The 25,635-nt window shown below is 48.9% G+C and carries 23 protein-coding genes; 12 read left to right on the top strand and 11 right to left on the bottom strand.

All coding sequences use genetic code 11. The features are described 5' to 3' along the window. Positions 1 to 163 precede the first annotated feature (163 nt). The 4 genes from MPHASIOC01_RS12450 to MPHASIOC01_RS12435 form a co-directional block, all read right to left on the bottom strand. The gene (locus MPHASIOC01_RS12450; RefSeq protein WP_353614752.1) at positions 164 to 997 is read right to left on the bottom strand and encodes a hypothetical protein; all 834 of its coding nucleotides are present in this window, start codon (positions 995 to 997) and stop codon (positions 164 to 166) included. Next, positions 994 to 2,331, bottom strand: a complete 1,338-nt coding sequence (locus tag MPHASIOC01_RS12445; RefSeq protein ID WP_064595552.1) for a lipopolysaccharide biosynthesis protein — start codon at positions 2,329 to 2,331, stop codon at positions 994 to 996. The genes MPHASIOC01_RS12450 and MPHASIOC01_RS12445 overlap by 4 nt, the downstream gene beginning before the upstream one ends. Before the next feature lie 330 nt (positions 2,332 to 2,661). After that, a complete protein-coding gene (locus tag MPHASIOC01_RS12440) occupies positions 2,662 to 3,414 on the bottom strand; it encodes a hypothetical protein (RefSeq protein ID WP_064595071.1) in 753 nt (250 codons plus the stop codon). A gap of 30 nt (positions 3,415 to 3,444) precedes the next feature. Then, positions 3,445 to 4,155: a dTMP kinase gene (locus MPHASIOC01_RS12435; RefSeq protein WP_369938154.1), complete on the bottom strand. Its 711-nt coding sequence runs from the start codon at positions 4,153 to 4,155 to the stop codon at positions 3,445 to 3,447. Positions 4,156 to 4,435: 280 nt separating this feature from the next. Between MPHASIOC01_RS12435 and MPHASIOC01_RS12430 the strand changes: the two genes are divergently transcribed. Next, a complete protein-coding gene (locus MPHASIOC01_RS12430) occupies positions 4,436 to 5,167 on the top strand; it encodes a hypothetical protein (protein WP_064595069.1) in 732 nt (243 codons plus the stop codon). A gap of 263 nt (positions 5,168 to 5,430) precedes the next feature. Here MPHASIOC01_RS12430 and spt read toward each other — a convergent pair whose 3' ends face one another. The 4 genes from spt to MPHASIOC01_RS12410 are packed head-to-tail and all read right to left on the bottom strand — an operon-like array spanning position 5,431 to position 9,532. After that, complete coding sequence (spt, locus tag MPHASIOC01_RS12425) at positions 5,431 to 6,603, bottom strand: serine palmitoyltransferase (protein ID WP_064595068.1); 1,173 nt, start codon at positions 6,601 to 6,603, stop codon at positions 5,431 to 5,433. After that, positions 6,590 to 6,850 (bottom strand): acyl carrier protein, encoded by a 261-nt coding sequence (locus MPHASIOC01_RS12420; RefSeq protein WP_036111580.1) that lies wholly within the window; start codon positions 6,848 to 6,850, stop codon positions 6,590 to 6,592. The genes spt and MPHASIOC01_RS12420 overlap by 14 nt, the downstream gene beginning before the upstream one ends. 31 nt (positions 6,851 to 6,881) lie before the next feature. Further along, entirely contained in the window at positions 6,882 to 7,799 is a 918-nt protein-coding gene (locus MPHASIOC01_RS12415) for an NAD-dependent epimerase/dehydratase family protein (RefSeq protein ID WP_353614751.1), read from the bottom strand. Beyond that, positions 7,796 to 9,532: a fatty acyl-AMP ligase gene (locus MPHASIOC01_RS12410; protein WP_353614750.1), complete on the bottom strand. Its 1,737-nt coding sequence runs from the start codon at positions 9,530 to 9,532 to the stop codon at positions 7,796 to 7,798. The genes MPHASIOC01_RS12415 and MPHASIOC01_RS12410 overlap by 4 nt, the downstream gene beginning before the upstream one ends. Positions 9,533 to 10,484: 952 nt before the next feature. Between MPHASIOC01_RS12410 and MPHASIOC01_RS12405 the strand changes: the two genes are divergently transcribed. Together MPHASIOC01_RS12405 and MPHASIOC01_RS12400 are read left to right on the top strand one after the other, a co-directional pair. Next, complete coding sequence (locus MPHASIOC01_RS12405) at positions 10,485 to 11,618, top strand: N-acetyltransferase (protein WP_353614749.1); 1,134 nt, start codon at positions 10,485 to 10,487, stop codon at positions 11,616 to 11,618. Positions 11,619 to 11,826: 208 nt separating this feature from the next. Next, positions 11,827 to 12,186 (top strand): diacylglycerol kinase, encoded by a 360-nt coding sequence (locus tag MPHASIOC01_RS12400; protein ID WP_064595060.1) that lies wholly within the window; start codon positions 11,827 to 11,829, stop codon positions 12,184 to 12,186. 50 nt (positions 12,187 to 12,236) lie between these two features. Here the strand turns inward: MPHASIOC01_RS12400 and setB are convergent, their stop codons facing one another. Then, positions 12,237 to 13,424: a sugar efflux transporter SetB gene (gene setB / locus MPHASIOC01_RS12395; protein WP_353614748.1), complete on the bottom strand. Its 1,188-nt coding sequence runs from the start codon at positions 13,422 to 13,424 to the stop codon at positions 12,237 to 12,239. 401 nt (positions 13,425 to 13,825) lie between these two features. On the opposite strand from setB, the gene fruB reads away from it, so the two are divergent. From fruB to fruA, 3 genes are read left to right on the top strand one after another with little or no spacing between them, the layout of a single operon-like run. Further along, positions 13,826 to 14,959 carry a fused PTS fructose transporter subunit IIA/HPr protein gene (gene fruB / locus MPHASIOC01_RS12390; protein ID WP_064595056.1) on the top strand — a complete coding sequence of 378 codons (1,134 nt, stop codon included), beginning with the start codon at positions 13,826 to 13,828 and terminating at the stop codon, positions 14,957 to 14,959. Next, on the top strand, positions 14,956 to 15,894 hold the full coding sequence (gene fruK, locus MPHASIOC01_RS12385) for a 1-phosphofructokinase (protein WP_064595054.1): 939 nt from the start codon (positions 14,956 to 14,958) through the stop codon (positions 15,892 to 15,894). The genes fruB and fruK overlap by 4 nt, the downstream gene beginning before the upstream one ends. A gap of 18 nt (positions 15,895 to 15,912) precedes the next feature. Then, positions 15,913 to 17,604: a PTS fructose transporter subunit IIBC gene (gene fruA / locus MPHASIOC01_RS12380; RefSeq protein WP_064595052.1), complete on the top strand. Its 1,692-nt coding sequence runs from the start codon at positions 15,913 to 15,915 to the stop codon at positions 17,602 to 17,604. 316 nt (positions 17,605 to 17,920) lie between these two features. Here the strand turns inward: fruA and nfo are convergent, their stop codons facing one another. Together nfo and MPHASIOC01_RS12370 are read right to left on the bottom strand one after the other, a co-directional pair. After that, positions 17,921 to 18,778 (bottom strand): deoxyribonuclease IV, encoded by an 858-nt coding sequence (gene nfo / locus MPHASIOC01_RS12375; protein ID WP_064595050.1) that lies wholly within the window; start codon positions 18,776 to 18,778, stop codon positions 17,921 to 17,923. A gap of 76 nt (positions 18,779 to 18,854) precedes the next feature. Continuing rightward, positions 18,855 to 19,901, bottom strand: coding sequence for a YeiH family putative sulfate export transporter (locus tag MPHASIOC01_RS12370; protein WP_064595049.1), 1,047 nt, complete (start codon positions 19,899 to 19,901; stop codon positions 18,855 to 18,857). A gap of 116 nt (positions 19,902 to 20,017) precedes the next feature. Between MPHASIOC01_RS12370 and yieE the strand changes: the two genes are divergently transcribed. The 6 genes from yieE (at position 20,018) to MPHASIOC01_RS12340 (ending at position 25,569) form a co-directional block, all read left to right on the top strand. Further along, on the top strand, positions 20,018 to 20,884 hold the full coding sequence (gene yieE, locus MPHASIOC01_RS12365) for a DNA-binding transcriptional regulator YeiE (protein WP_064595048.1): 867 nt from the start codon (positions 20,018 to 20,020) through the stop codon (positions 20,882 to 20,884). Positions 20,885 to 21,084: 200 nt separating this feature from the next. Further along, positions 21,085 to 21,876 carry a transporter substrate-binding domain-containing protein gene (locus MPHASIOC01_RS12360; protein WP_064595046.1) on the top strand — a complete coding sequence of 264 codons (792 nt, stop codon included), beginning with the start codon at positions 21,085 to 21,087 and terminating at the stop codon, positions 21,874 to 21,876. An 11-nt stretch (positions 21,877 to 21,887) separates the two neighbouring features. Next, positions 21,888 to 22,556, top strand: coding sequence for an amino acid ABC transporter permease (locus MPHASIOC01_RS12355; RefSeq protein ID WP_064595044.1), 669 nt, complete (start codon positions 21,888 to 21,890; stop codon positions 22,554 to 22,556). Further along, positions 22,553 to 23,209, top strand: coding sequence for an amino acid ABC transporter permease (locus MPHASIOC01_RS12350; protein WP_036111636.1), 657 nt, complete (start codon positions 22,553 to 22,555; stop codon positions 23,207 to 23,209). Before MPHASIOC01_RS12355 ends, MPHASIOC01_RS12350 begins: the two co-directional genes overlap by 4 nt. Beyond that, positions 23,190 to 23,927: an amino acid ABC transporter ATP-binding protein gene (locus tag MPHASIOC01_RS12345; RefSeq protein ID WP_036111638.1), complete on the top strand. Its 738-nt coding sequence runs from the start codon at positions 23,190 to 23,192 to the stop codon at positions 23,925 to 23,927. Before MPHASIOC01_RS12350 ends, MPHASIOC01_RS12345 begins: the two co-directional genes overlap by 20 nt. Positions 23,928 to 24,099: 172 nt before the next feature. Continuing rightward, a complete protein-coding gene (locus MPHASIOC01_RS12340; RefSeq protein WP_353614747.1) occupies positions 24,100 to 25,569 on the top strand; it encodes an amino acid permease in 1,470 nt (489 codons plus the stop codon). Positions 25,570 to 25,635: the final 66 nt, after the last annotated feature.

Below are 25,635 nucleotides of genomic sequence, written 5' to 3'. Positions count from 1 at the left end.
CTGGTAAGTCGATAACCAACAACTTTTTGATAATAAATATTTTTCCGTTTTTTTTACCCAATGGCTGTAAACAACATTCTGAAGTTATTACATCCCTTTACCTGACCCGGATTGCGCTCTTGCTAAGGTGCATGGTCGTAAAAGGGCGCTTACGGCCAGTGGATCACAAGGGGTAGCGGGCCAGAAGCTGTTCCAGACGCAGGCGTAAATCCGGTTCCAGCGCAGTTGTTTCGTCATACATCGAACCCCCCGCGAGTTTATCTGCCACCATCACATCGTGCTGGTCGCCCATAATGCCGTTAATTGCCGCCAGGAATCTGGACATCTCATACGCCTGCTGATCGCCAGGATTAATTGAACGCAGGGTGTCATAAAAAGAGACCTGCTGGCTGACAATTTTGCGCACATCGTGGAATTCTTCCCCGGTAAGCTGCGGACGTTTGATAAGCCTACCCAGTGTCCGAATTTGTGACTGCCGGTAGGCAATAAACCCGCTCTCAGTTTCTAACTGAAAGTGGCTCATTGCATAGTTGACCAGTGACCAGACGGGGTTACTGAGCAGGATGCGTAAAATAGCACCGTAATATCTCAGGTTTTTTTGGTTACCATTGCGAAACGCATCCTGAAAATGGCCCAACACAACCGTGGTGGTATTAAATAGCCCAAATGACTGGTGTGTTTTACTGTACAAACGCTGGGCAAAACGCAAATGCTTATAGCGTGCACGTATATATTTGTAACGCATCCGTACGGCCTGAGGTAAATCTGGATTCCTGGTGAATTTGTCTACCAAACCCAGCAGCTCTTCACGGGTAAAACCATCACGCCAAAACTGCAGGCACAGGGCGTAGTTTTGATAAATATTTTCGCGTGGGCATTGCAAATCAATCACACTGGGCAGGCTGGTGTGATCATCAACATTGTCGTCCTCTTCTACTGCTGTGAATAACAACGCCAGGGTGTCTTCGGGGAATTTTTCCCACATTTTTTTCGTCATTGATTACTCTCTCTGGGGACATTGAACCCCAGTAAATAACGATTACGGTAAGCACTTAATGTTGGAACAAGTGATAACAACACATCCAGACATTGCCCACCAAAATAAGCAAAGGCAGCGCCCTGTACGCCAAACAGGTGCGACATGGCAACCAGCAGAACAATATATGAACCCGAAGCAATAGTTTGTGCGACCAGAAACGCTCGTTGTTTCCCAGCCATAAATAACAAGGATTCCTGGGGGAAGCCGACCATAGAGACAATAATGGCACCCAACATTATTTGGATTAAATCATATGCTTCAAGGTATTTGTAACCGAAGATAAATGAAATTAATGGCTTACCAACCAGAATCACCAGTAGGGCTACAGCGATGCCAATACCACCGGCCAGTAATGCTGAACGCAGCCCCAGTAACCAGGGCTTGGTTGTTCTTGGGTCTAACCGCATGATTTCAGGGTAGAAGCTTTTCTCCATCAATTTGGCCGGCGTACCCGTGGCATCAAAGAATGTCATGGCGATTTTGAACAAGCCAGCAGGCGCCGGTCCTAGAACCAGACCAACCAGTACGGTGCTGCATGAATTACGTGCGGCCCAAATAGTGTGGGCAAAATTAGTTGTCCACACAAAATTCCAGGCTCCGTCTATATTGCGTGCAGCTTTGAAAAGTTGTGGTTTTAATGCGTTATGAATATTTTTGGCGCGTAACTCTCTTGCAGCAAACCACCAAAATAATGTCCCGCCAAATAAATTAGCAGCATACCAGGTAATAACAAAACCAGTGAAACCCAGATTGTAATAATAAGAAATCACACTACCAGCGGCTTGTAAAAATGGTTTTGTTGCCTGCTGAATGGCAATCAGGTCAAAGCGATCAAAAACACGTAAAATTCCCGTTGGCGTTGCCGCTGTCATTGAAGGTATTAAGGTACAGTATAAAAGTGCCAGCCAAAAATTTTTCCCTTCCAGCCCAAGAGCATGCGAAAGAAAAGGCAATAAGGCCATACCGCCGAGAACAGCAACAAGACCACTGGCAATATCGAGACCAAATGAAAAAGAAATAACGTTACGGAACCGTTTTGTGTCCTGCTTTTCCAGTGCTGGCGTACCAAACTGGACTACAAATTGCCAGGTTTGAAATTTAATAAAATCACTGACTGCTTTTGCATAAGCCTGAATAACGACCAGCGCACCAAATAACGCGGGTGTCATACCTTTACCCGCACAGGAGAGGGCGAGTAAACCGAGTAGTGCGCTGACTACACTTCCGGAGCCAAGATAAGCGGCGTTACGTAAAATGGCCCGAAACGCACCATCAGAAAACCAATGCTTCATAATAAAAACCAGCCATATCCGGTAATTCCGGTTGGTAATCACTAACAGGTTATAACCACGCCTTGCAAGGGGTTCCTCTGGCGTGGCAAACGTAATATGGTAAACAGATATCTGGTCACAGCCTGTAACAGATTTGGTTACATCGGGGGCTGGTAACAGTTTTGCCGGGTAAGATACAGGGCAAAGGAACTTTTCGATGATACTCCGTTATGCCCTGGGTAATTTTATTCATAGATGCTATTTACCGGCACTCTGTTCAGCACACTGTTAAATGGAAAAAGCGACCAGCCAATATAATATCATTATCTGGTCCCCACGCGGTTAAAGACGTCATGCATTAACTTTCCTGCGTTGCGAATTTTCTATAACGGGGTATATCGCATTGAGTGCATTTTCAAGCACTTCACAGTAAGGTGCGCGGGCATCCAACTCAATTATTCGGGAACCGTTATAATTTAGTTTTACCATGTTGGCGATTTTATCTTTCAGTTCTTCGTAGCTGTGATCGGGCTTGCGTGAAAATGCGGTATCCGCATCAATATCAAGGCGGATAATTAACTCCGGGCGGAACAGGGCCATTTGTTGATACAGGCGGCGCTCGCGTTCTGCCAGGCGGGTTAATAACCAGCCTTTAGCTCGCTCCGGCCCAATGCCCGGTCCGTCATAATAGAAACCGGATATTTCAGCCTGAGGGTAGCGATCACTAATCACCAGCACCCCACTTTGTGCAAGCCGCTGTACTTTTCTGAGGTTAGCGGCGCGCCACAAAGAAAAACCATACATAATCAGTGCGGCCCACAGTGGCGGAGCTTTATTGCTCATGCGCTGTGTTTTGTCTGACTTTGCTGCCAGACGACGTTCAAGCCAGGTACCAATCAGCGGCAGGCGTTTTATTTTGTCGCCATCTTCTCCGGAAATAAGGCCCAAATAACGCCTTTCAGTAACAACCTGCTTGTTAAGGTTTTTTACTAAATCGTTAGTGAGTGTCGATTTGCCTGTGCCATCGCTACCGACTACGGCAACCAGCCCGGAGATACAGGTAATGGGTGAGGTATTTTTGCTGTTTTCGTTATCTTTTTTCATGGGTGTCAATACAACATATTGGCTAAGTGATTACCGCTTTGTCGATGCGAGCGAAATCTGAATGGCCTGTAAAGATTCACTCAGTATTTTATTTGCTGGTTCGCGACCATTGAGGTCCAGAATTTGGGCACCATTAAATGTCAGGTCCGGAATAACCGCGATTTTTTCGCGCAAAGCGGAAAGCTTATGGTCAGGCTTGCGTGAGAAGGCTGTCTGTTCATCAATATCCAGTCGAATCAGCAATAACGGTGGGTAAGATGCCATCCATTGGTACAATTTTTGTTCATTATTACGTAACCAGCGTACCCACTGATTTCCTCCAACGGTTTTGGCTAACTGAGGACCATCGAAACGAAAACCAGCCACTTCTGCCTGGGGGTAACGGTCGGTGACCAGCAGTGTCCCCTGGCGGCTTTTTTTCAGCATGCGGCGAAATTTATATGCCCGCCAGCAGGAAAGCAGAAAAATAACCAGTGAAGTGGCATTACCCGGTGGTGTGGAAGGTTTTTCGTGAACAGTATCCGATTTCTTAAGTAAGTAACGCCCAAAGGGAGCACCTATAATAGGTAAACTACTTATCCACTCACCTATTCGCCCGGAAGACTGCCCCAGATAAAGCAACTCTGTAGGTTCTTGTTGTGAAAGATGGTGGACCAGGCTGGTAGCCAAAGTCGACTTCCCTGACCCATCACAGCCAGTAATTGCTATTACACGAACTGTTGGGTGAGGAGCGGCAGGGATTATCTTGTGACTCACAATAATAGATCCAACAATAAAAGGAATATTATATTGGTTTATATGCAGAGTGAAAAGAGAGTTTTGGGATAACCGCAATTTATGGATAATCTCAGAAATCTGATTAACATTTTATGCTATTTTTCTTATTCATTCGTGCTAATTACCATTTTTTTGTTGTATGGCACACATTCTATTTATTAAATGTTAATGAAATAACAAGTCTCAGCGACTTTTTCACTGAAAAATGGTACATTTCTCTGGTAACTAAAAAGAGTGAATTATTATGAATCAACCAAATTCTCCGCTCATTGCGATTATTGGCAGTGACGGTTCTGGCAAGTCTACGGTTAGTGAGCACCTTATTGTCTATGTGAAAAAATATGGTCCGGCCGTGAAAGTTCACCTGGGAAAGCAGGCAGGTAATGTAGGGCGCGCTGTTTCACAACTGCCACTAATTGGTAAGGTGTTTGGCAAGTCGATTGCCAGTAACACGAAGAAGATCAAATCAGCAAAAGCCGAGGTTAATTTGCTGCCAGCACTGGTAATTTATTCCTTTGTTTTACGCAGATTATGGCGTTTTCGGCGTATGCTGGCATTTCGCCGCCAGGGGTTGATTATCCTTGCTGACCGCTATCCGCAGGACCAGATCCCAGGAGCCTATGATGGCACTTCATTTCCGGTGGAAACCAAAGGCAGTCGTTTTGTTCAATGGCTGGCGGGCAAAGAAAGTAACGCATTTCACTGGATGGCAAGTTATAAGCCCGATTTAGTGATAAAACTCAATGTGGATTTGGATGTTGCTTGTGCCCGTAAACCCGATCATCGCAGAGAATCACTGGCGAAAAAAATTGCGATTACACCACAACTCACTTTTTCCGGGGCTGACATCGTGAATATTGATGCTAATAAACCGGTTGATCAAGTGATTGCTGCAGCCGAGGCGGCAATTGCGCAATTTATGCAAAGTCGTGGTTATTCGTGTTCAAAAAATATTGAACCTGCAACAATCAGGTAATTCTTCATCATTTTTATATGAAAATCACTGTTTCAATACCGATATTTTTCGTTATGGGGAGCTGGTGCTATGTTCGGCATTTTGCTCAGCACAGGGTAGTGATAAAATTAAATAAATACGCAGATGGCGTCGAAGAACATCAACACCGCTAATGATACTTAGTTTTACTTTACGCAGATTCCCTCTTCGCGGGTATTTGACTGTAATAAATGCTGCCCGGTTTTGGTAATCCATGGCAGCATTTATCTGCGTGCAGAAAAAAACTATTTTTTCAGCTCTGCAAAAGCCTGAATAATCATGTCGATTTCATCATCACTGTGCGCCGCATTAACACTACAACGCAGCAATGTAATACCGGCAGGTGCCGCTGGTGGCAGAACCAGGTTGACATAAACACCATGGGCAATCAGATCACGCCAGAGTTGAAGGCCTGTTTCTTTTGAGCCAATTATAATTGGTACTACCGGGCTGATACGGGGGCCCAGTTCATAGCCCAGTTTAGCCAGACCATGGTACAGGCGGTGCGCATTGCGCCACAATTTTTCACGTAGCTCTGGGTGTTGTGCAATGCGTTTTAAGGAAGCGCGAACAGAAGCGATACTGGATGGCGAAGGCGATGCGGTAAATATATACGGGCGGCTACTGTAGCGCAAAACGTCCATTTCTTTGTTGCCTACGGCAAAACCACCAATGGAGGCCAGGCTTTTGCTGAATGTCCCCATGATGATATCCACGTCTTTTTCAACACCCAAATCTTCAGCCAGACCACGGCCGGTTGGGCCCATTACACCGAAAGAGTGAGCTTCATCGACTAACAGATAGCCGCCATAACGGCGTTTGAGTTCCGCAATTTCAGCCAGTGGGGCAACATCGCCCAGCATGCTGTAAATGCCTTCGACAATAATCAATGCTTCTTTGGCTCTGTCACCCAGGCGAACCATGCGGCGTTCCAGGTCTTTGGCATCATTATGGCGAAAACGAATGATTTCGGCACCGCCCAGTGCACAGGCATCATAAATGCTGGCATGGCTGTCGGCGTCGATTAATACGACTGAACCAGGACCTGCAAGTGTACTGATAACGCCCAGGTTCGCGGTATAACCTGTTGAGAACACGATAGCGGTGGGGCGGTCAAAAAATTCTGCCAGTTCATGTTCCAGTGTGAGATGTGAACCATAGCTACCGTTTGCCATCCGGGAACCTGTAGTGCCGGTACCCAGAGCGGCTAATGCTGCCTGGCCTTCGGCAATGGCTTGCTGGTCAAATGTCAGCCCAAGGTAATTATTCGTCCCCGCCAGAACAATTTTTTGGTTGCCAATACGGCCCTGAGTTGCCGAGTACACTTCATCAATACAGGTCCCGAACGGGTTCAGCCCTGAAGTCTGGAATTGCTCGCGGTCGTTAGCAAGGCGTGCAAACTTATCATAAAGTCCCATGAGCTTTCTCCAGATGAGGGATCAACGCATTCAGTAACTGCTCTGGTGTTCTGACATCCAACAAGATGTTGATAGGAATGGAAATATCAAATTCATCTTCCAGTTTCATTAACAGATCCAGCACACGAATGGATTCCAGACCAAGATCATTGACCAGGTCGCTATCCGGTTTAACTTCAGGTCCGTTTTCCAGCGTTTCTCTTAAGCAGGAAAGGATGTACTCCATAACAGCATCGCGATTCACCATAGAAATCTTGGCATACCTCTACTCGATAAAATTAAAATAACCCTTCACGCAGTGCGTCTTCCAAACTGATCTCAGGAAACCAGTTAATATCGCCAGATAAGCGTTCATTGCTTGCCGACCAGTTGGGATGCGTGAGCTCGCGTAGTTTACTGTGTGTCAGCATCGGCTCTTTCCGGGCAAGGCGGTTGGCGAGGATACTGATATCTGCCAGGCGTTTAAGCAGGGGAAAAGGGATGGCAACCAGGCGCACATGGCCATGGCGCACCCGTGCACCAATTTCTTGTAAGCTCCGCCAGGTATAGCCACCGGCAAAACCATCACACAGCTCATAACAATCAGACTGCGGTTTATCCGCCAGTAACCACTGGCTTACAGCCCGTGCTAAATCACTCACATGAAGAAAAGACAGCGTTGAGTCTTCGCCTCCTAAGCGGGGAAGTAACCCACGTAATAACCAACTAAACAGTGGATTCAGTTCTTTATCACCCGGCCCGTAGACAGCTGTTGGGCGAAAAATGCCCAGCGACATATGTGCGGCGGCCATTGCGATTAAACGTTGCTCGGCAACGTATTTTGAATTCGCATACCAGGACAACTCGGGGTGGCGTGCGGCAAGCGAGGATAAAAATAAAAAGCGTTTACATCTGCCGGTTTGCCGGGCCAGCTGCATCAGACGCAGGCTGCCCGTCACATTGCAATGTGTAAACATCTCTTCTGTATGCCCGCGAACCAGGCCCGCACAGTGAACAACGTAATCTGCACCATTCAGTAATTCCGCGAGTGAATCGCGGTTATCCAGGTCACCGGGCACCCAGCTTAAGTTGGCTGCTGGCGGTTTACCTGCGGTCCGGGTAAGGGCCCGCACGGTAAACCCTTGCGCCAGCAAGTTTTGGGTGATGTGGCGACCAATAAAACCGGTCGCGCCCGTCACCGCAACGGTATGGCTCATTGCGCAAAACCTGCTAATTGCAGTGACGCCGGAATAGCTTCTGTGAGATAGCGTTTCCTGGCTTCCGCACGGGCAGGCTTCCCGGAAGATGTTCGGGGAATGCTGTGCGGTGGCAGCAACACGATATTAACCGCGACGCCGAATTCACTCTGGATACGTGCCGTTAAAGCATGCACTATCTGCTGGCGACGTTCTTCTGAAGTCACCCGGCATTGCACCTGAAGAATAATTTTCTCACCATCACCATGCTCTTCACTGACAAAAGCAATGGAATCACCTGAACGGATTTCTGGTTCAGATTCTGCTACGTATTCAATATCCTGCGGCCAGATGTTACGGCCACGAATAATAATCAGGTCTTTCTTGCGCCCGGTGACATACAGGTAGCCATTCAGCAGGTAGCCCAAATCGCCAGTGTCCATCCACCCGGTAGACTGAATCTCTTCTTGTGAAGCGGCATCACGGAAATAGCCGTTCATCAGGCTTGGGCCGGAGATATAGATTTGCCCAACCTGGCGTTCTGGCAGCACCGCGCCCAGTTCATTGCGAATCTCAATATGGTGGCCGGGAAGCGCCTTGCCGCAATTGACAAAAGTGGATACTGCCCGGGTGTTTTTCCCCGGCGCAACAGCCTTGCCTTCATATTCGAGAATGTCACGGTCAACTTCGTTCACCTGTGCACCGCTGTCAGCTTCGGAAAAGCTTACTGCAAGGGTGTTTTCAGCAAGGCCATAGCAAGGCATAAATGCATCTTTATTAAAGTTAACCTGTCTGAAGTGTTCCCCAAACTGGCTCAGCAGTTCGGCCGGGATGGGCTCAGCTCCCACACCGGCGACACGCCAGCTGGAGAGATCCAGTTCAGCCAGTTCTTTTTCACTGGCCCGGCGCAGTGATAAGTCATAACCAAAGGGCGGCGCAACAGAGACTGTTCCGTGGTTTTTACTGATGAGTTTTAACCACTGTAGCGGGCGCATGGCGAAATCCTGGGTGCGCAAATAATCCACTGACAACTGAGTGGCAACTGGCGTCAGCATAAACCCGACCAGTCCCATATCGTGGTAGAAAGGCAGCCATGAGACACAGCGGTCACCGGCGCGTAATTTGATGCCATCGTGGCTGATAGCGTGCAGGTTAGACATCGCTGCACGGTGAGTAATAATCACCCCGCGCGGGAAGCGCGTACTGCCTGAGGTATATTGCAGGTAGGCAATATCATCCGGAGCAGGAAGGTGCAGTTCCATATCTTGCGCAGGGAGCGTATGGAAATCGTTGTCACTGAGAATATGCGCTTGCTGCGCATTGGCAGTGACTGAGCTAATCAGTGGAGTCCACTCTTCACTGCTGATGATGGCAGCAGGGTTGCAGCTATGAATCAAACCCTGCAGTTTGGCAACGTATGAATCGCGTTGCCCTACGCCCATTGGAATAGCCAGAGGCACGGCGATTAAACCAGCATACTGGCAAGCGAAAAACGCCTCAACAAAGCCTGTGCTGGTTTCAGCAATGAGTGCGACACGGTCCCCTTTTCTCAGGTTAAGTGATAGCAGTCGGCGGGCCCCCAGCATTGCACGCTCTTTCAGAGTACGGTACTCCAGCACTGCCACAAGTTGGTTCCTGCGGTCGTAGAAGTTCATTCCGGTTTCTCCCTGAGCCGCGTAATCGAGCGCCTCAACGAGAGATGGAAAGTCAGCATATCGCATTGGAAGAGAATGAATAGAGCTTGTTTCAGACATAGACAAATTGGCCATAGATTCAAAATCACCAATAACAGCAGCTGGTGAAGGAGTTGAAGTTATTACTATGAAAACTTTTTGAAAATTTTTTATTCAACCATTTCCATTCCATAAGTCGCATCTGCAGCCGCAAAATATCGCCATACCAGAATTAACTGATGATGAAACTTACAACTGACTTAATTGAGCGCATTATGTGGCGTAAGTAAGTTATAATCCCCTGGTAATCGGGATCTGGCGGCCCTGTAATCGGCAATAGCAGCGCACCAATGATGAAGCAGTATTTACCAGCCAGGAGAAAATGAAGGCTGATTCAGAGAGTCTGGCATATTGCCCTCTTACTTAACATACAGTAAACATTATGCATCAAGTTTCATAAAAGTGAATAATTCATCTTATACCTAAAGAACCTGAAAGCATTAACTGCTAAAAAAAGCAGCTTTTGGATAAAATTTTCAAAAATAAAAAAATATTTTTTTGCGAAAAGTGCCATAAATTGAAATAAGAGCATTATTTGTTTAGTGAGTTGGGTGGCTTTTATGAAAGTATTAATCAGATTGTCTTATTGCAGATAATTACTGTGCTAAATTAATTGCATTCAATAATGCCAGCGAGAATGGCAAACAGATAAACCTTATGTAATAGTTTGATTTTTTTGCTTTTTATTACTCTTATATGAAATGTTTTTTGATTAATGCGTTGATTTATGGCACAAATAAAATTACTGTCATCAGTAATCTTTTTCCCAGAGTATAGCCTTTCTCATGCAGTGTAGCGCGTTCACGGCCAAATTGCCGATTTGTTATGGTTGCTGCTATTTGGTGATATCAAATACCGTGCCAGACTGTCGCTATTTATTGACTGTAATGACATCAGTTGGTTGCTGTAATTAGCCCCAAACAGGCATTTTGATAGTGTTTTTTCGAGTAGATTCTGAAAGCTAAGGTTGTTTATGATTCAAGTTGAAAAGGTTCAGGATAAGTATGCCCTGAAAGCATTTATACAGTTTCCTTGCTCCCTCTTTAGTGATGATCCTCATTGGATTGACCCTTTATTTGTTGAGCGTGAAGAACATCTTTCAGAGAAAAATCCGGGTACAGACCATATAACGTGGCAGGCATGGATTGCAAAGAAAGGCGAAACTGTTGTTGGACGTATTACAGCGCAAACAGACTCCCTGCACCGCGAGTTATATGGGGCCGATACTGGTCACTTCGGGATGATTGATGCTATTGATGACCCAGAAGTTTTTGACGCACTTTTTGCAGCAGCTGAAACATGGCTGAAGTCACAAGGAGCACAGAATATCACTGGGCCATTCAGCCTGAATATTAATCAGGAAAGTGGTTTATTGATTGATGGATTTGAGACCCCGCCATCGGCATTAATGCCTCATGGTAAACCTTATTATGCCAGCCACCTGGAGCATCTTGGTTATTCTCAAGGTATAGATTTGCTGGCATACTGGATGAAGCGTATTGACCTTTTCTTTTCACCTTCATTAACCCGGCTGATGGATCAGGTACGTAAAAAAGTCACTTTGCGTGCGCTCAATCGTAAAAAATTCGCGGAAGAAATGCAGGTATTGCGCGAAATATTTAACTCTGGCTGGCAGAATAATTGGGGTTTTGTTCCCTTCACTGAGCGTGAATTTGCCACTATGGGAGACCAGCTTAAATATCTGGTGCCAGATGACATGATTCATATTGCTGAAGTGGATTCCGTGCCTTGTGCCTTCATTGTGGGGTTACCCAATATCAATGAAGCGATTTCTGGTTTACACGGGCGCTTATTACCCTTTGGTTGGGCAAAACTGTTATGGCGGTTGAAAGTCAGTGGTGTGCGTACTGCCCGCGTTCCATTAATGGGTGTTCGCCAGGAATACCAGTTTAGCCGCATTGGGCCTATTATTGCCCTGTTGCTTATTGAAGCGCTGCGTGACCCTTTTGCAAAACGAAATATTGATGCGCTGGAAATGTCCTGGATACTGGAGACCAATACAGGTATGCGCACGATTCTGGAGAGAATTGGTGCAGAACCATATAAACGTTACCGGTTATATGAGAAAAAACTCCAGGCAGAATAACCAAAACAGACCAGTCTGGCAGGCTAATATAGTGCTGAACAAGAATGTTCAGCTGGTATTTGTTGGCCATCATGCCTTAGGTTGTTGTTATCCGCACCACACCAGCAAACAGGATAGGGGCCGTTAATAATCCCAAGAGGAAACTCTATTTATACCACCTCTGTTTGTAGTGTTAGCCGAGTAAACAGTGTTAGCTGAGTAAATACCCATGCCTATTCCCAAAAAAACCGGCCTCAGTCGCCTGACCAGCAGTATTAACCATTCATGGGCTGGTATTGTTAATGCCATTTTTACCGAGGATGCGTTCCGGCAGCTTGTGGTTATTAATATTATGTTACTCATAATTACATTCTGTCTTGATATTACGAAAACAGAACGTGTGTTATTAATCATGTGCAGTTTCATGACGCTGGCTGTTGAATTAATTAACACTGCTATTGAAACGGTAGTGGACCGTATTTCGCTGGAAATACATCCACTATCGAAGCGAGCAAAAGATTTAGGCGGTTCTGCGCAATTGGTTACCATTGTGATGACGGTCATCATTTGGTTGGTGGTGTTGTTTTAGCCGGAAGGCGCTTGCACCTGCATCCACGGAGCACACCCTTTACAGGCCAGCTAAACATCTTTGATTCGTGCAAGGCAAATACAGGTGGTCACACACATCGCCAGTGCCAGCCAGAAACCCGCATGATAGCTCCAAATCTCAGCAATAATCCCCGCAAAAGAGCCTGAAATTATCCAGCCGACGCGTGTGGTATTGGTGTAGAGCGTAGTGGCGGCTCCTGCCTGGCCTGGCATCAGATCCTGGAAATAGATCATACCAATGCCTGCGAGGATCCCAATATAAATGGCATTGAGTAACTGAAGAGCCAGTAAAGCCCAGGGATGGGAGACTGCCAGCATACCTGTATAAAAGGCAAGCCCGGCGACAACAGCAATACGCATCAAAAAACGTTTACCCATGCGCCTGGCATAATAACCGGCAATCAACATCGTCGGGATTTCCAGCCCTGCCGCAGTGCCCATCATAAATCCGGCCAGTTTCTCCGACAGGTGTAATTCATCGACAATAAACAGCGGCATATTGATGATATACAGGCTGTTCGTGCCCCACATTAACGTGCAGGCAATAAACAACAGCAAGGTATCACGCCGGTTACATCGTGGTGCCTGCAGAGGTGCACTGGCGGCATGGCGTGGAGCCTGCTTTTGCATTGAAGGCAAAAAGCCCCATACCATTAAACCACACACGACAAAGGCAACGGCTGCACACAGGTACATGACATCAAACCCGAACCCAACAGATAACGCATAAGCAACAGGGGGGCCAATCACCCAGGCCAGCGAAACCTGAGCCCGCAGTACTGAACTGAACATCACGGCTTCCCGGCCCGTTTTATCGGCATGTTCGCGGGCGAGTGCGAACATTTGCGGGTTGGCAGTAGAACCGAAACTGCTCAGAAATACCCCTACAAACAGCAAAATAAAATAATTCCGGTTCCAGGCAAATAACAGGCACGCCAGTACCCCCAGCGCACAACAGAAAATAATCAAATTCTTCCGGTCGCCACGCCTGTCTGAACGGCCTGCCAGAAACTGGCTTACCAAAATACCAATTACGGCGCTGCCAGTGAAAAAGAACCCCACCATCACCGGGCGGGCATGCACTTCGTTGGTTAAAAACAGGCTCAGCGTAGGCGTTTGCAGCGCACCGGCAATGCCCGTCAGAAACGCGACAATCAAGAATGCGCTGTTAGTAAAATTGAACGTGCGACGTGGTGTCGTAGCGGGTTGGTTGTACATGGGTATCACAGGTATTGATGGAGAAGAAACCCGCGGAGTTTACGCGCCTTTTACCCAAATAGACAGCCATAGCGCTACCAATACCAAAAATAATGTAAAACCAGCATGTTACGTTGGAGAAACAACAGGATCCGGCGTTCCCGTGAGCCATTGCTGAAGTCAGAGCTGAACAATTGAGGAGGAATTGTGATGTGTTCAGCAACTTCCCGATGCTAATTGCTGAAATGTGCGGAACCTCTAATTTTAAACATCAGATTTTGCCGAAAACTTGCTTAAGGCGTTCAGTAGTATCAGACTCCTTGAAACGTTTCAGCGCTGACCTTTGGACTTAATCCAAATGTTGCAGCGCGATTCTTCAAGTAAGAGCTGAAACGATTCACTTTCAGCGGGAGAAATTATTCATGTTTCAACTATCTGTCCACGATATTCACCCCGGTGCGGCAGCCGCAAATAAAGAAGAGGCTATTCGCCTTGTTGCTGGTGCACTGGTTCAGGCTGGTAATGTTGCTGATGGCTACCTCAAAGGTATGCTGGCGCGTGAACAACAAACGTCCACGTTCTTAGGTAACGGTATCGCTATTCCTCACGGGACAACGGATACCCGTGATCAGGTACTGAAAACCGGTGTTCAGGTTTTTCAGTTTCCGGAAGGGATTCGTTGGGGAGACGACCAGGTTGCGTATGTGGCAATTGGTATTGCAGCCAGTTCAGATGAACATCTCGGTTTGCTACGCCAACTGACTCATGTGCTGAGCGACGACAGTGTTGCTGAACAACTCAAAAATGCCAAAACGGCCGAAGCGTTGCGGGCGATTTTGATGGGCGAAACCCAGGCCGCAGACTTGAAACTGGATAACGACACCCTGTCGTTGGATGTGAATGCAACAGATTTGGTGACTCTGCAGGCATTGAATGCTGGCCGCCTGAAAGCTGCTGGTGCCGCAGATGCCAGCTTTGTGGCCCAGGCTGTTGCCGGTAAACCCCTCTATTTAGGGCAAGGCATTTGGCTGAACGATAGCACAGATGGCAACCTTTCAAGCGCCGTTGCCATTGCTCGCCCGGCTCAGAGCGTTGAAGAAGATGGCCTGCCAGTGGGCTTATTGCTGACCGTAGCCGTTGCAGATGATCAGCCACTGCAGGTGCTGAACCGCCTGAGTGACTTGCTTATCAACCAGAAGGCTGAGAGCCTGGTAAAAGCAGATGCTGCGACATTGCTGGCCGTACTGACCAGTGATGCGGCATTACCGGAAGATGTACTCAGTGCTGAATTTGTGGTGCGAAATGAACATGGTCTGCATGCCCGCCCGGGTACAGTGCTGGTAAACACCATCAAACAGTTTACCAGTGACATTACAGTCACCAACCTTGATGGCTCAGGAAAGCCAGCCAATGGTCGCAGCCTGATGAAAGTGGTTGCCTTGGGTGTTAAACAAGGGCATCGCCTGCGTTTCACTGCTCAGGGTGATGACGCCGAACAGGCTCTGGCAGCGGTTGGTGAAGCTATTGCTGCAGGTCTTGGGGAGGGCGCAGCATGAGCAGACGTGTCGCCACTATTACTCTCAACCCGGCTTATGACCTGGTAGGTTACTGCGCAGATATCGAGCGCGGCGAAGTTAACCTCGTGCGTACGACTGGTTTGCACGCTGCGGGTAAAGGCATCAACGTCGCAAAAGTGCTCAAAGACCTCGGGATCGACGTGACTGTCGGGGGGTTTCTCGGCAAAGAAAACCAGGACGGATTTCAACAGTTATTCAGTGAGCTCGGTATTGCTAACCGTTTTCAGGTAGTGAATGGCCGTACACGCATTAACGTAAAACTGACAGAAAAAGACGGTGAAGTGACTGATTTAAACTTCTCCGGCTTTGAAGTGACACCAGCAGACTGGGAGCGTTTCGTGAGCGACTCCCTGAGCTGGCTTGGGCAGTTCGATATGGTGTGTGTCAGTGGCAGCCTGCCAGCAGGTGTCAGCCCGGAAGCCTTTACGGACTGGATGACCCGCCTGCGTAGTGAATGTCCGTGCATTATTTTCGACAGTAGTCGTGAAGCATTAAATGCCGGGCTGAAAGCAGCGCCATGGTTGGTTAAACCTAACCGCCGTGAGTTGGAGATTTGGGCGGGGCATTCGTTACCCACCCTTAAGGATGTGATTGAAGCTGCACATGCCTTGCGTGAACAGGGTATCGCTCATGTGGTGATTTCTCTGGGAGCAGAAGGCGCGTTGTGGGTTAACGCATCCGGCGAATGGATCGCCAAACCGCCTGCCTGTGAAGTTGTCAGCACAGTTGGCGCGGGGGATTCAATGGTCGGTGGGCTGATTTATGGCCTGCTGATGCGTGAGTCCAGTGAACACACATTACGCCTGGCGACAGCGGTGGCTGCACTGGCTGTGAGCCAGAGTAATGTGGGTATTACCGATCGTACCCAGTTGGCCGCGATGATGGCGCGAGTCGACCTTAAACCCGTAAATTAACAGCAGGAGAGGCACATAATGAAAACGCTGCTGATTATCGACCCAGGCTTAGGCCAGGCCCGTTGCTACCTCGCGAAGACCCTGGTGGCTGCCGCAGCAAAAAAAGCAAATTTGGAGATTATTGATAATCCCAATGAAGCGGAAATGGCTGTGGTAGTTGGTACTGAGATTAAGCCCGACACAGCGCTGAACGGAAAAAAAGTCTTTTTAGGCAATATTGACCGTGCAGTACAGCACCCCGAGTTGTTCCTGAACGAAGCAAAGGAAAAAGCAGTTGTTTACACTGCGCCTGCAGTGGCTGCAGCAACACCGGTAGCCGGTGGTGTTAAACGCGTGGTGGCGGTAACCGCCTGCCCGACGGGTGTGGCTCACACCTTTATGGCGGCTGAAGCCATTGAAACCGAAGCGAAAAAACGTGGCTGGTGGGTTAAAGTTGAAACCCGTGGTTCCGTTGGTGCCGGTAATGCTATTACACCAGAAGAAGTGGCTCAGGCTGACCTGGTGATAGTGGCTGCCGATATCGAAGTGGACCTGGCGAAGTTCGCTGGCAAACCGATGTACCGGACATCCACTGGTCTGGCACTCAAGAAAACGGCATCAGAGCTGGATAAAGCAGTAAACGAAGCCACACCTTACCAACCTTCAGGTTCCCTGGCAGCATCGGAAACCGGAGCGAAGAAAGAGTCTGGTGGGCCATATCGCCACCTGCTGACTGGCGTATCTTACATGCTGCCGATGGTAGTGGCCGGTGGGTTGCTTATCGCTCTGTCTTTTGTGTTTGGTATTCAGGCATTTAAAGAGGAAGGCACTCTGGCTGCAGCACTGATGAAAATTGGTGGTGGTTCAGCCTTCGCGTTGATGGTGCCTGTTCTGGCCGGGTACATCGCGTTCTCCATTGCTGATCGTCCTGGCCTGACGCCTGGCCTTATCGGCGGTATGCTGGCTGTCAGCGGGGGTTCTGGCTTTATTGGCGGGATCATTGCAGGCTTCCTGGCCGGTTATGTGGCAAAAGCAATCAGCACGAAAGTGAAATTGCCACCGAGCATGGAAGCCCTGAAGCCAATCCTGATCATTCCGTTGTTTTCCAGCCTGATTGTTGGTCTGGCGATGATTTATATCATCGGTACGCCGGTGGCACACCTGCTGGACGGGCTGACTCACTGGCTGAAAACTATGGGTACCGCTAATGCAATTCTGTTAGGGGCTATCCTGGGCGGCATGATGTGTACCGATATGGGTGGGCCGGTTAACAAAGCGGCTTATGCATTCGGCGTAGGCCTGCTCAGTACCCAAACCTATGGTCCGATGGCTGCAATTATGGCTGCGGGTATGGTTCCGCCGCTGGCAATGGGCCTGGCTACCCTGGTTGCGCGCAATAAATTCGATAAAGCGCAGCAGGAAGGTGGTAAAGCAGCATTGATACTTGGCCTGTGCTTTATCAGTGAAGGTGCTATCCCGTTCGCTGCCCGTGATCCTATCCGTGTCATCCCTTGCTGTATCGCTGGCGGTGCGCTGACAGGTGCTATCTCAATGGCGATTGGTGCACAGCTGATGGCTCCGCATGGTGGTTTGTTCGTACTGCTGATTCCAGGGGCGATTACACCGGTTCTGGGTTACCTGATGTCGATTATTGCCGGTACGTTGCTGACTGGTCTGGTGTACGCAGTTATTAAACGCCCTGAAAGTGAGCTGGTAAAAACAGCGGCCTGATGACAGTTAATGCAACATGACCGGCGCCACACCAGGATAATTCGGTCAGTTTGTATTGAGAATAACAGCCCCGACAACATCTGTTGCCGGGGCTTTTTGCCTTTACGGGCACACGTAAGGGCAGTTTATTTGAGAGGACTACCAGGTGTTTTACGCCTGGTCAGTATGTGAAATAGTATGATTTTTTGATTTTACATTATAAATTAGTGAGTTAATGGTTTTCTTTGATGGGCGTGGCAGTCTGTTTAATAAGGCAGGAAGTGCCAGGGAAAAGGCGTCGGCCCTGCAGCCGGGGCCGGGCCGGGGAGTGGATCATTTATGCTGCATTAGCCGAATGCTGTTGTGCTTTTAACCAGGCTATCTCTTCCGCCCAAATATCCGGGTTCACCGTTTCAAGGATTAACGGGATATTATCGAAACGAGGGTCACGCATGATCCAGCTAAAAGCCGTATGCCCGATGTTGCCTTCACCCAGACTGTGGTGGCGGTCCACCCGGCTGCCAAACTCACTTTTCGCATCATTCAGGTGCATACCGCGTAAATACTGGAAGCCAACAATGCGTTCAAAGTCTTCAAAGGTTTTCTGGCAGGCTTCTTCACTGCGCAGGTCATAGCCCGCAGCAAAAGCATGGCAGGTATCAATACAGACACCCACACGGGATTTGTCTTCAACGCCATCAATGATGGCAGCCAGGTGCTCGAAACGAAATCCGAGGTTACTGCCCTGGCCCGCTGTATTTTCGATAACCGCGGTAACGCCTGTGGTGACATCCAGCGCCCGATTGATTGATTCTGCAATACGCGCAAGACAGTCGTCTTCAGAAATTTGCAACAGGTGGCTGCCGGGGTGGAAGTTAAGTAATGTCAGCCCCAGTTGTTCACAGCGTTGCAGCTCATCAACAAAGGCATTACGGGATTTTTCCAGAGCTTCTTCAACCGGGTGCCCCAGGTTAATCAGGTAACTGTCGTGAGGCAGAATTTGCCCTGGGGTAAAGTGGTATTCTTCACAGGCAGTTTTGAAATTATCGATGGATTCCGTGCTTAATGGTGCGGCACGCCACTGGCGCTGGTTCTTGGTAAACAAGGCAAAAGCGGTGGCATCGAGTTCGCTGGCTCTGACAACCGCATTTTCCACACCACCTGACGCGCTGACATGCGCTCCCACATATTTCATCATGACTTTCCTGGTTAACCCACTATTAACAAGCGTTCTATCATAGCGGGTTAACCCAGAGATTGCAGGTCCTGTCTCAGAGCAGGTGGTGAACCGCTACGTTAATCAGTCCGCCGCCAACAATCAGCCAGCCAAACAATACCAGCGCCATTAACAGTGGGCGTACACCCGCTTTTTTCAGTGCGCTGACATGTGTTGTCAGCCCCAGAGCCGCCATTGCCATGGCTAACAGGACAGTATCAAGCGTTACCAGTGATTTAACCACTACAGCAGGCAGCAGGTGAAAGCTGTTAAAAATCGCCACCAGGATAAAAATAATCGCGAACCACGGAATGGTGATTTTGCCATGGGCTTCACCCGCCGGTGCCAGTTGCTTAACCCGTGAGGCCAGCAGTAACAGGAAAGGAGCCAGCAGCATTACGCGAATCATTTTGGTAATGACCGCCGCATTTTCAGTTACCGGGCTGACACCATGACCAGCGGCAACAACTTGTGCCACTTCATGTACCGTTGAGCCAATATAGATCCCAAAAGTACTTTCGTTGAACACATGCTGTAGTAGCGGATAAAGCATCGGGTAGATAAAAATTGCCAGGGTACCAAAGATAACCACCGTAGCGACTGCCACCGTGACTTTGCTGGCCTCGGCTTTGACTACCGGTTCCGTGGCTAATACTGCCGCCGCGCCACAAATGCTGCTTCCGGCACCGATTAGCCAGGAGGTGTGCTTATCCAGACCAAAGACACGCTGACCAAGCCAACAGGCCATCAAGAAAGTACTGCTCAGTGTCAGAATATCAATAATGATCCCACTGGCACCGACATCGGCTATTTGGGTGAATGTCAGGCGGAAACCATACAAAATTATTCCCAGGCGTAACAGGTGTTGTTTGGCAAACAGTACGCCACCATCGCAGGGCCTGCTAAGAGAAGGGTAGAGTGTGTTGCCAATGACCATGCCCACCAGAATAGCCAGCGTGAGTGCGCTCAGGCCCGCACCAGCAACACGCGGAAAACTGCCTGCCCACAGAGCAAATCCTGTAATAACCCCGGTCAGTAACAGGCCGGGAATGAAGTGCGTTACGCCGTGCTTTTTACGCTGGCTGATAGTTAGTGTGCTCATGTCACCCCCTTAGTTTCGATGTAGCGATCCTACGGGTGGCTGGCTTAAAAATAAAATTGATTATATATTTATAACTAATCGAAATAACTGGTAGATTACGGTGGGTGAGACACAACATGCATATCACATTGCGGCAGCTGGAAGTGTTTGCGGAAGTATTGAAAAGTGGTTCCACAACACAGGCTTCACAAATGCTGGCGTTATCGCAATCGGCCGTAAGTGCCGCGTTGACTGACCTGGAAGGGCAACTGGGCGTAAAACTGTTTGACCGCGTGGGTAAACGGCTGGTGGTTAATGAACATGGGCGCCTGTTGTTCCCACGCGTGGTGTCACTGCTGGATCAGGCCCGCGATGTGGAACAATTGTTTCAGGAAGATAAAGGCGCCATCCGGGTTTATGCCAGTAGCACCATAGGTAATTATATTTTGCCGCAGGTGATTGCCCATTACCGCAAAGACCACCCAAACCTGCCATTGGAAATGAGTGTGGGTAATAGTCAGGACGTCATTAACGCTATTGCCGATTTTCGTGTCGATATCGGCCTGATTGAAGGGCCGTGCCATAGCCCGGACATTGTGGCGGAACCCTGGATTGAAGACGAACTGGTTGTCTTTGCTGCCCCACAATCTCCGTTGTGCCAGGGGCCGGTTACCCTGGAAATGCTGTCCGCCGCCCCGTGGATCCTGCGTGAAAAAGGGTCCGGCACCCGGGAAATTGTGGATTATTTGCTGCTGGCTCATTTACCGCAATTCAACCTTGAAATGGAGCTTGGCAATTCCGAAGCAATTAAACACGCGGTACGCCACGGTCTGGGGATTAGTTGTTTGTCCCGGCGGGTGATTGCTGAACAGCTGGAAAACCGCACTCTGGCACGGGTTGCCGTCCCGTTACCTCCCCTTATCAGAACACTGTGGCGTATCCATCACCGGCAAAAGCACTTATCCAGTGCACTGAGCCGTTTTTTGGCCTATTGCGAAAAATAGTTGCGCCAAAATGGTGCGATGGCGCTGTTATGGTGAGTGATTGTGATGCAGTGCAACTTTGTTAACTTCCTAAATCCCCTGTTTACTATAGTACATGCCGCAAAAAAGCGGCTTTTTTTTATTTCTGCTGCGTTGGCACATTAGTTGCAAATCACAATATCAAGAATCTTTTGTTTCATATCCTTTGAATGAGGTGAGTGATGTTGCGGAAAAAATGGCTGTTGTCCCTCGCTGGGGCGGTACTGTTAGTGGTGCAGGCAGGTCAGGCAATGGCTGACCAATTACAGGACATCGAAAAACGCGGCGTGTTACGTGTTGCAGTTCCCCAGGATTTTCCTCCTTTTGGCTCAGTCGGTACTGATCTGCAACCGGAAGGTTACGATATCGATATGGCGCAGTATCTGGCTACAGCGATGAAACTGAAACTGAAGCTGGTGCCGGTAACCAGTGCCAACCGTGTGCCTTATCTGCAAACCGATAAAGTGGATTTAGTGATTTCCAGTCTGGGGAAAAATGCAGAACGCGAAAAAGTGATCGACTTCAGCAAAGCTTATGCACCTTTCTTCCTTGGCGTATTTGGCCCGAAAGACACCACGCTGCCGGATGCTGCCGCACTGAGCGGTAAAAGTGTGGGCGTAACCCGTGGTGCTGTTGAAGATATGGTGCTCAGTGACGTTGCACCGAAAGACGCACAGGTGAAACGTTACGAAGACAACAACACGACTATTTCAGCATGGTTATCCGGCCAGGTGCAGTATCTGGCAACCGGTAATGTTGTGGTGGCAGCCATCGCCCGTAAGGATCCGGGACATGCGCCAGTGGCGAAGTTTATGCTGAAAGACTCACCGTGCTATATCGGCATGAAAAAAGAAGAACCGGCACTCAAAGACAAAGTTAACAGCCTGATTGACCAGGCCCGCAAAGACGGCACGCTGAACAAATTGTCAGAAAAATGGATGAAAGCGCCGTTACCGGCGAACCTGGGTGCCTGAGGAGTTAACGAATGACAACGCAGCTTGATTTTGCCGCCCTGTTGCCATTCTGGCCAGCCTTACTGGCTGGCCTGTGGACCACCATAGTACTGACGTTTTGGGCAACATTAGGCGGGATTGCGGTCGGGGTAACCGGCGCGGCGCTGCGCAGTGGGAAAGCCAGTGTTCTGAGCCACATCTGGGGCGGATATGTGGAATTGATCCGTAATACGCCCTTTGTAGTGCAACTGTTTTTCATTGTATTTGGTTTGCCGAGTTTGGGGTTACGTTTGAATGCCGGGCAGGCGGCGTTGATAGCCATGATAGTTAACCTTGGGGCCTACAGTACGGAAATTATCCGGGCAGGTATTCAGGTTACCCCGAAAGGGCAGTGGGAAGCCGCGCGTGTACTGGGGCTGAGCCGTGGGCAAACATTCTTACGCGTGATTTTACCGCCATCGCTCAAGCGGGTTTTTCCGGCTCTGGTCAGCCAGTGCGTTATTGTGATGCTCGGTTCCTCCGTGGTATCGCAAGTGTCTTATGAAGAACTGACTTTCCAGGCCAACCTGATTCAGTCACGTACATTTTTAAGTTTTGAAGTTTATGTAGTAACCACGATCCTTTACCTGTTGCTGTCACTGGCAATGCGCCAGGTATTGTTGGTTGCCGGGCGAAAATGGTTGGGGAGTGACGGCCTGTGACAAATTTCACTGACTGGGATATTGTCCGCAACCTGCTGCTGGCAGCGCGCTGGACCATCATGCTTTCACTGATAGCTTTTGTATGCGGCACACTGGTTACGCTGCCTTTGTTACTGGTACGTATGGGCCGCTGGGTGTGGCCGAAACGCCTGGTAACCGGCTATGTCGCGTTGTTTCAGGGCACTCCATTGTTGATGCAGTTGTTTCTGGCTTTCTTTGGGCTGGGGCTGTTCGGCATTGATGTCAGTGCCTGGACTGCGGCAACACTGGCGTTAACGCTGTTTACCAGCGCGTATTTGCTGGATATTTGGTACGGGAGTATTCGTTCTTTGCCCAAAGGGCAGTGGGAAGCAAGCCGTTGCCTGGGGCTCAGTTTTGGTCAAACATTGTGGCGAGTGGTAACCCCTCAGGCTGTACGTATCGCCATTGCGCCAACTGTGGGGTTCTCGGTACAGGTCATTAAAGGTACTGCACTGGCTTCAATTATTGGCTTCGTTGAACTGACGAAAGCCGGCACCATTCTTAATAATGCGACATTCGCCCCTTTTAAAGTGTTTGGGCTGGTGGCTCTGGGGTATTTCCTGCTGTGCTACCCGTTGTCGCGTTACAGTCGTTATCTGGAGAAAAAATTCCATGCCGCTCATCACCATTAATGATGTTCAGAAATACTATGGCGACAACCATGTGCTCAAAGGCGTTAGCCTGGACATTGAAATGGGCGAGGTTGTTTCCATCATTGGCCGCAGTGGCTCGGGGAAAAGCACGTTACTGCGTTGTATGAACGGGCTGGAAGGTTACCAGGATGGCAGCATTAAGCTGGGAGGAATGACCATCACTGACCGTGAATCTCAGGCGCGAGAAATCAGCCGCTCTGTAGGAATGGTGTTTCAGAGTTTTAATCTGTTTCCCCATATGACGGCGCTGGAGAACGTGATGCTGGCTCCGCGGCGGGTGCTGAAAAAATCTGCTGCAGAATGCCGTGAGCTGGGCATCGAAATGCTCAATAAAGTGGGGCTGGGTGAACGCATAGATTACCTGCCAGCGAATTTGTCTGGTGGGCAGCAACAGCGTGTGGCAATTGCCCGTGCACTGGCAATGAACCCGAAAGTATTACTGTGTGATGAAATTACCTCCGCACTTGACCCGGAACTAGTTGGTGAAGTGCTTAAAGTACTGGAACAACTGGCGGCCGAAGGTATGACGTTGATTCTGGTCACTCATGAAATGAATTTTGCGCGTGAAGTGGGGGATCGGGTGGTGTTTATGCACCAGGGTAAGGTGTGGGAACAAGGTGACAGTAAGACATTTTTCGCCCAGCCTGAAACACCAGAGTTACAGCAGTTTATCGCTTCGGTACGTGGATTGAACTAATTTTATACTGTTTGTTTACATATTAGTCACGCCAGAGACCTTTATATCTTCGCCTTTGCTAATAATCCGGCATGGATTATGAAGGTCTCTTATAACCGCTATTTTGTCCCGCTTCCTGGTCTGTTGGTCTGCTACAATCGCGCCTCATTTTTTAGACAGGCAACATTTTTTTATGGTTTCCGAAGTAAACACAACACAAGCGCCTGAACTACGACGCGAATTAAAGGCGCGCCACCTGACGATGATCGCGATTGGCGGTTCGATTGGTACCGGGTTATTTGTTGCTTCTGGTGCAACGATTTCCCAGGCCGGTCCGGGGGGAGCATTACTTTCCTACGCACTGATTGGCTTGATGGTCTACTTCCTGATGACCAGCCTTGGGGAACTGGCCGCCTTCATGCCAGTTTCCGGTTCGTTTGCAACCTACGGCCAAAACTATGTTGAAGAAGGCTTTGGTTTTGCCCTGGGGTGGAACTATTGGTACAACTGGGCGGTGACTATCGCTGTTGACCTGGTGGCTTCGCAGTTAGTCATGAGCTACTGGTTCCCGGGAACGCCTGGTTGGATCTGGAGTGCGCTGTTCCTGGGGATTATGTTCCTGCTCAACTTCATTTCGGTAAAAGGCTTTGGTGAAGCAGAATACTGGTTCTCGTTAATTAAGGTCGCAACGGTCATTGTGTTTATCGTTGTCGGTGTTTTGATGATTATTGGTATTTTCAAAGGCTCCACGCCTGTTGGTTGGGCTAACTGGTCTGTTGGCGATGCGCCTTTTGCGGGTGGTTTCTCGGCAATGATTGGTGTGGCCATGATTGTCGGGTTCTCTTTCCAGGGCACTGAGCTTATCGGTATCGCTGCCGGTGAATCTGAAGACCCGGCGAAAAATATCCCGCGTGCAGTGCGACAGGTGTTCTGGCGTATTCTGTTGTTCTATATTCTGGCTATTCTGATTATCAGCCTGATAATCCCTTATACCGACCCGAGCCTGCTGCGTAATGATGTCACGGATATCAGCGTGAGCCCGTTTACCCTGGTTTTCCAGCATGCCGGTTTGTTGTCCGCAGCGGCGGTAATGAACGCAGTGATTCTGACTGCGGTACTGTCGGCGGGGAATTCCGGTATGTACGCTTCCACACGTATGCTTTACACCCTGGCCTGTGACGGTAAAGCACCACGCATTTTTGCGCGCCTGTCTAAAGGTGGTGTACCTCGCTATGCGCTGGTGGCAACGACTGTGGTTGCCGGGTTGTGCTTCCTGACCTCTAAGTTCGGTAACCAGACTGTGTATCTCTGGTTGCTGAACACCTCCGGGATGACGGGGTTTATCGCCTGGCTGGGGATTGCCATCAGTCACTACCGTTTCCGCCGTGGTTATGTGCATCAGGGCCATAGCCTGAGTGACTTGCCATACCTCTCTGGTTTTTTCCCATTGGGGCCTATCTTTGCGTTTGTGCTTTGCCTGATTATTACACTTGGTCAGAATTACCAGGCATTTTTAGCTGACAAAATTGACTGGATGAGTGTTGCTGCCACCTATATTGGTATTCCGTTGTTCCTGGTGATTTGGTTGGGTTACAAGTTGGTGAAAGGGACGCGGTTTGTGAAGTATGGGGAGATGGAGTTTCCGGATACGGTTAAGAAGTGATGGTTTGTTTGTGGTTGTTCTGGTCACCTTAAGTGTAGTTGTTTCCGTTCACCTGGACTGGTGTGA

Origin of the sequence: Mangrovibacter phragmitis (genome assembly GCF_040429585.1) — a bacterium.
GTDB classification, from domain to species: Bacteria; Pseudomonadota; Gammaproteobacteria; order Enterobacterales; family Enterobacteriaceae; genus Mangrovibacter; species Mangrovibacter phragmitis.
The sequence above is the reverse complement of the archived record's forward strand: the minus strand, read 5'-3'. Positions and strand labels throughout refer to the sequence as shown.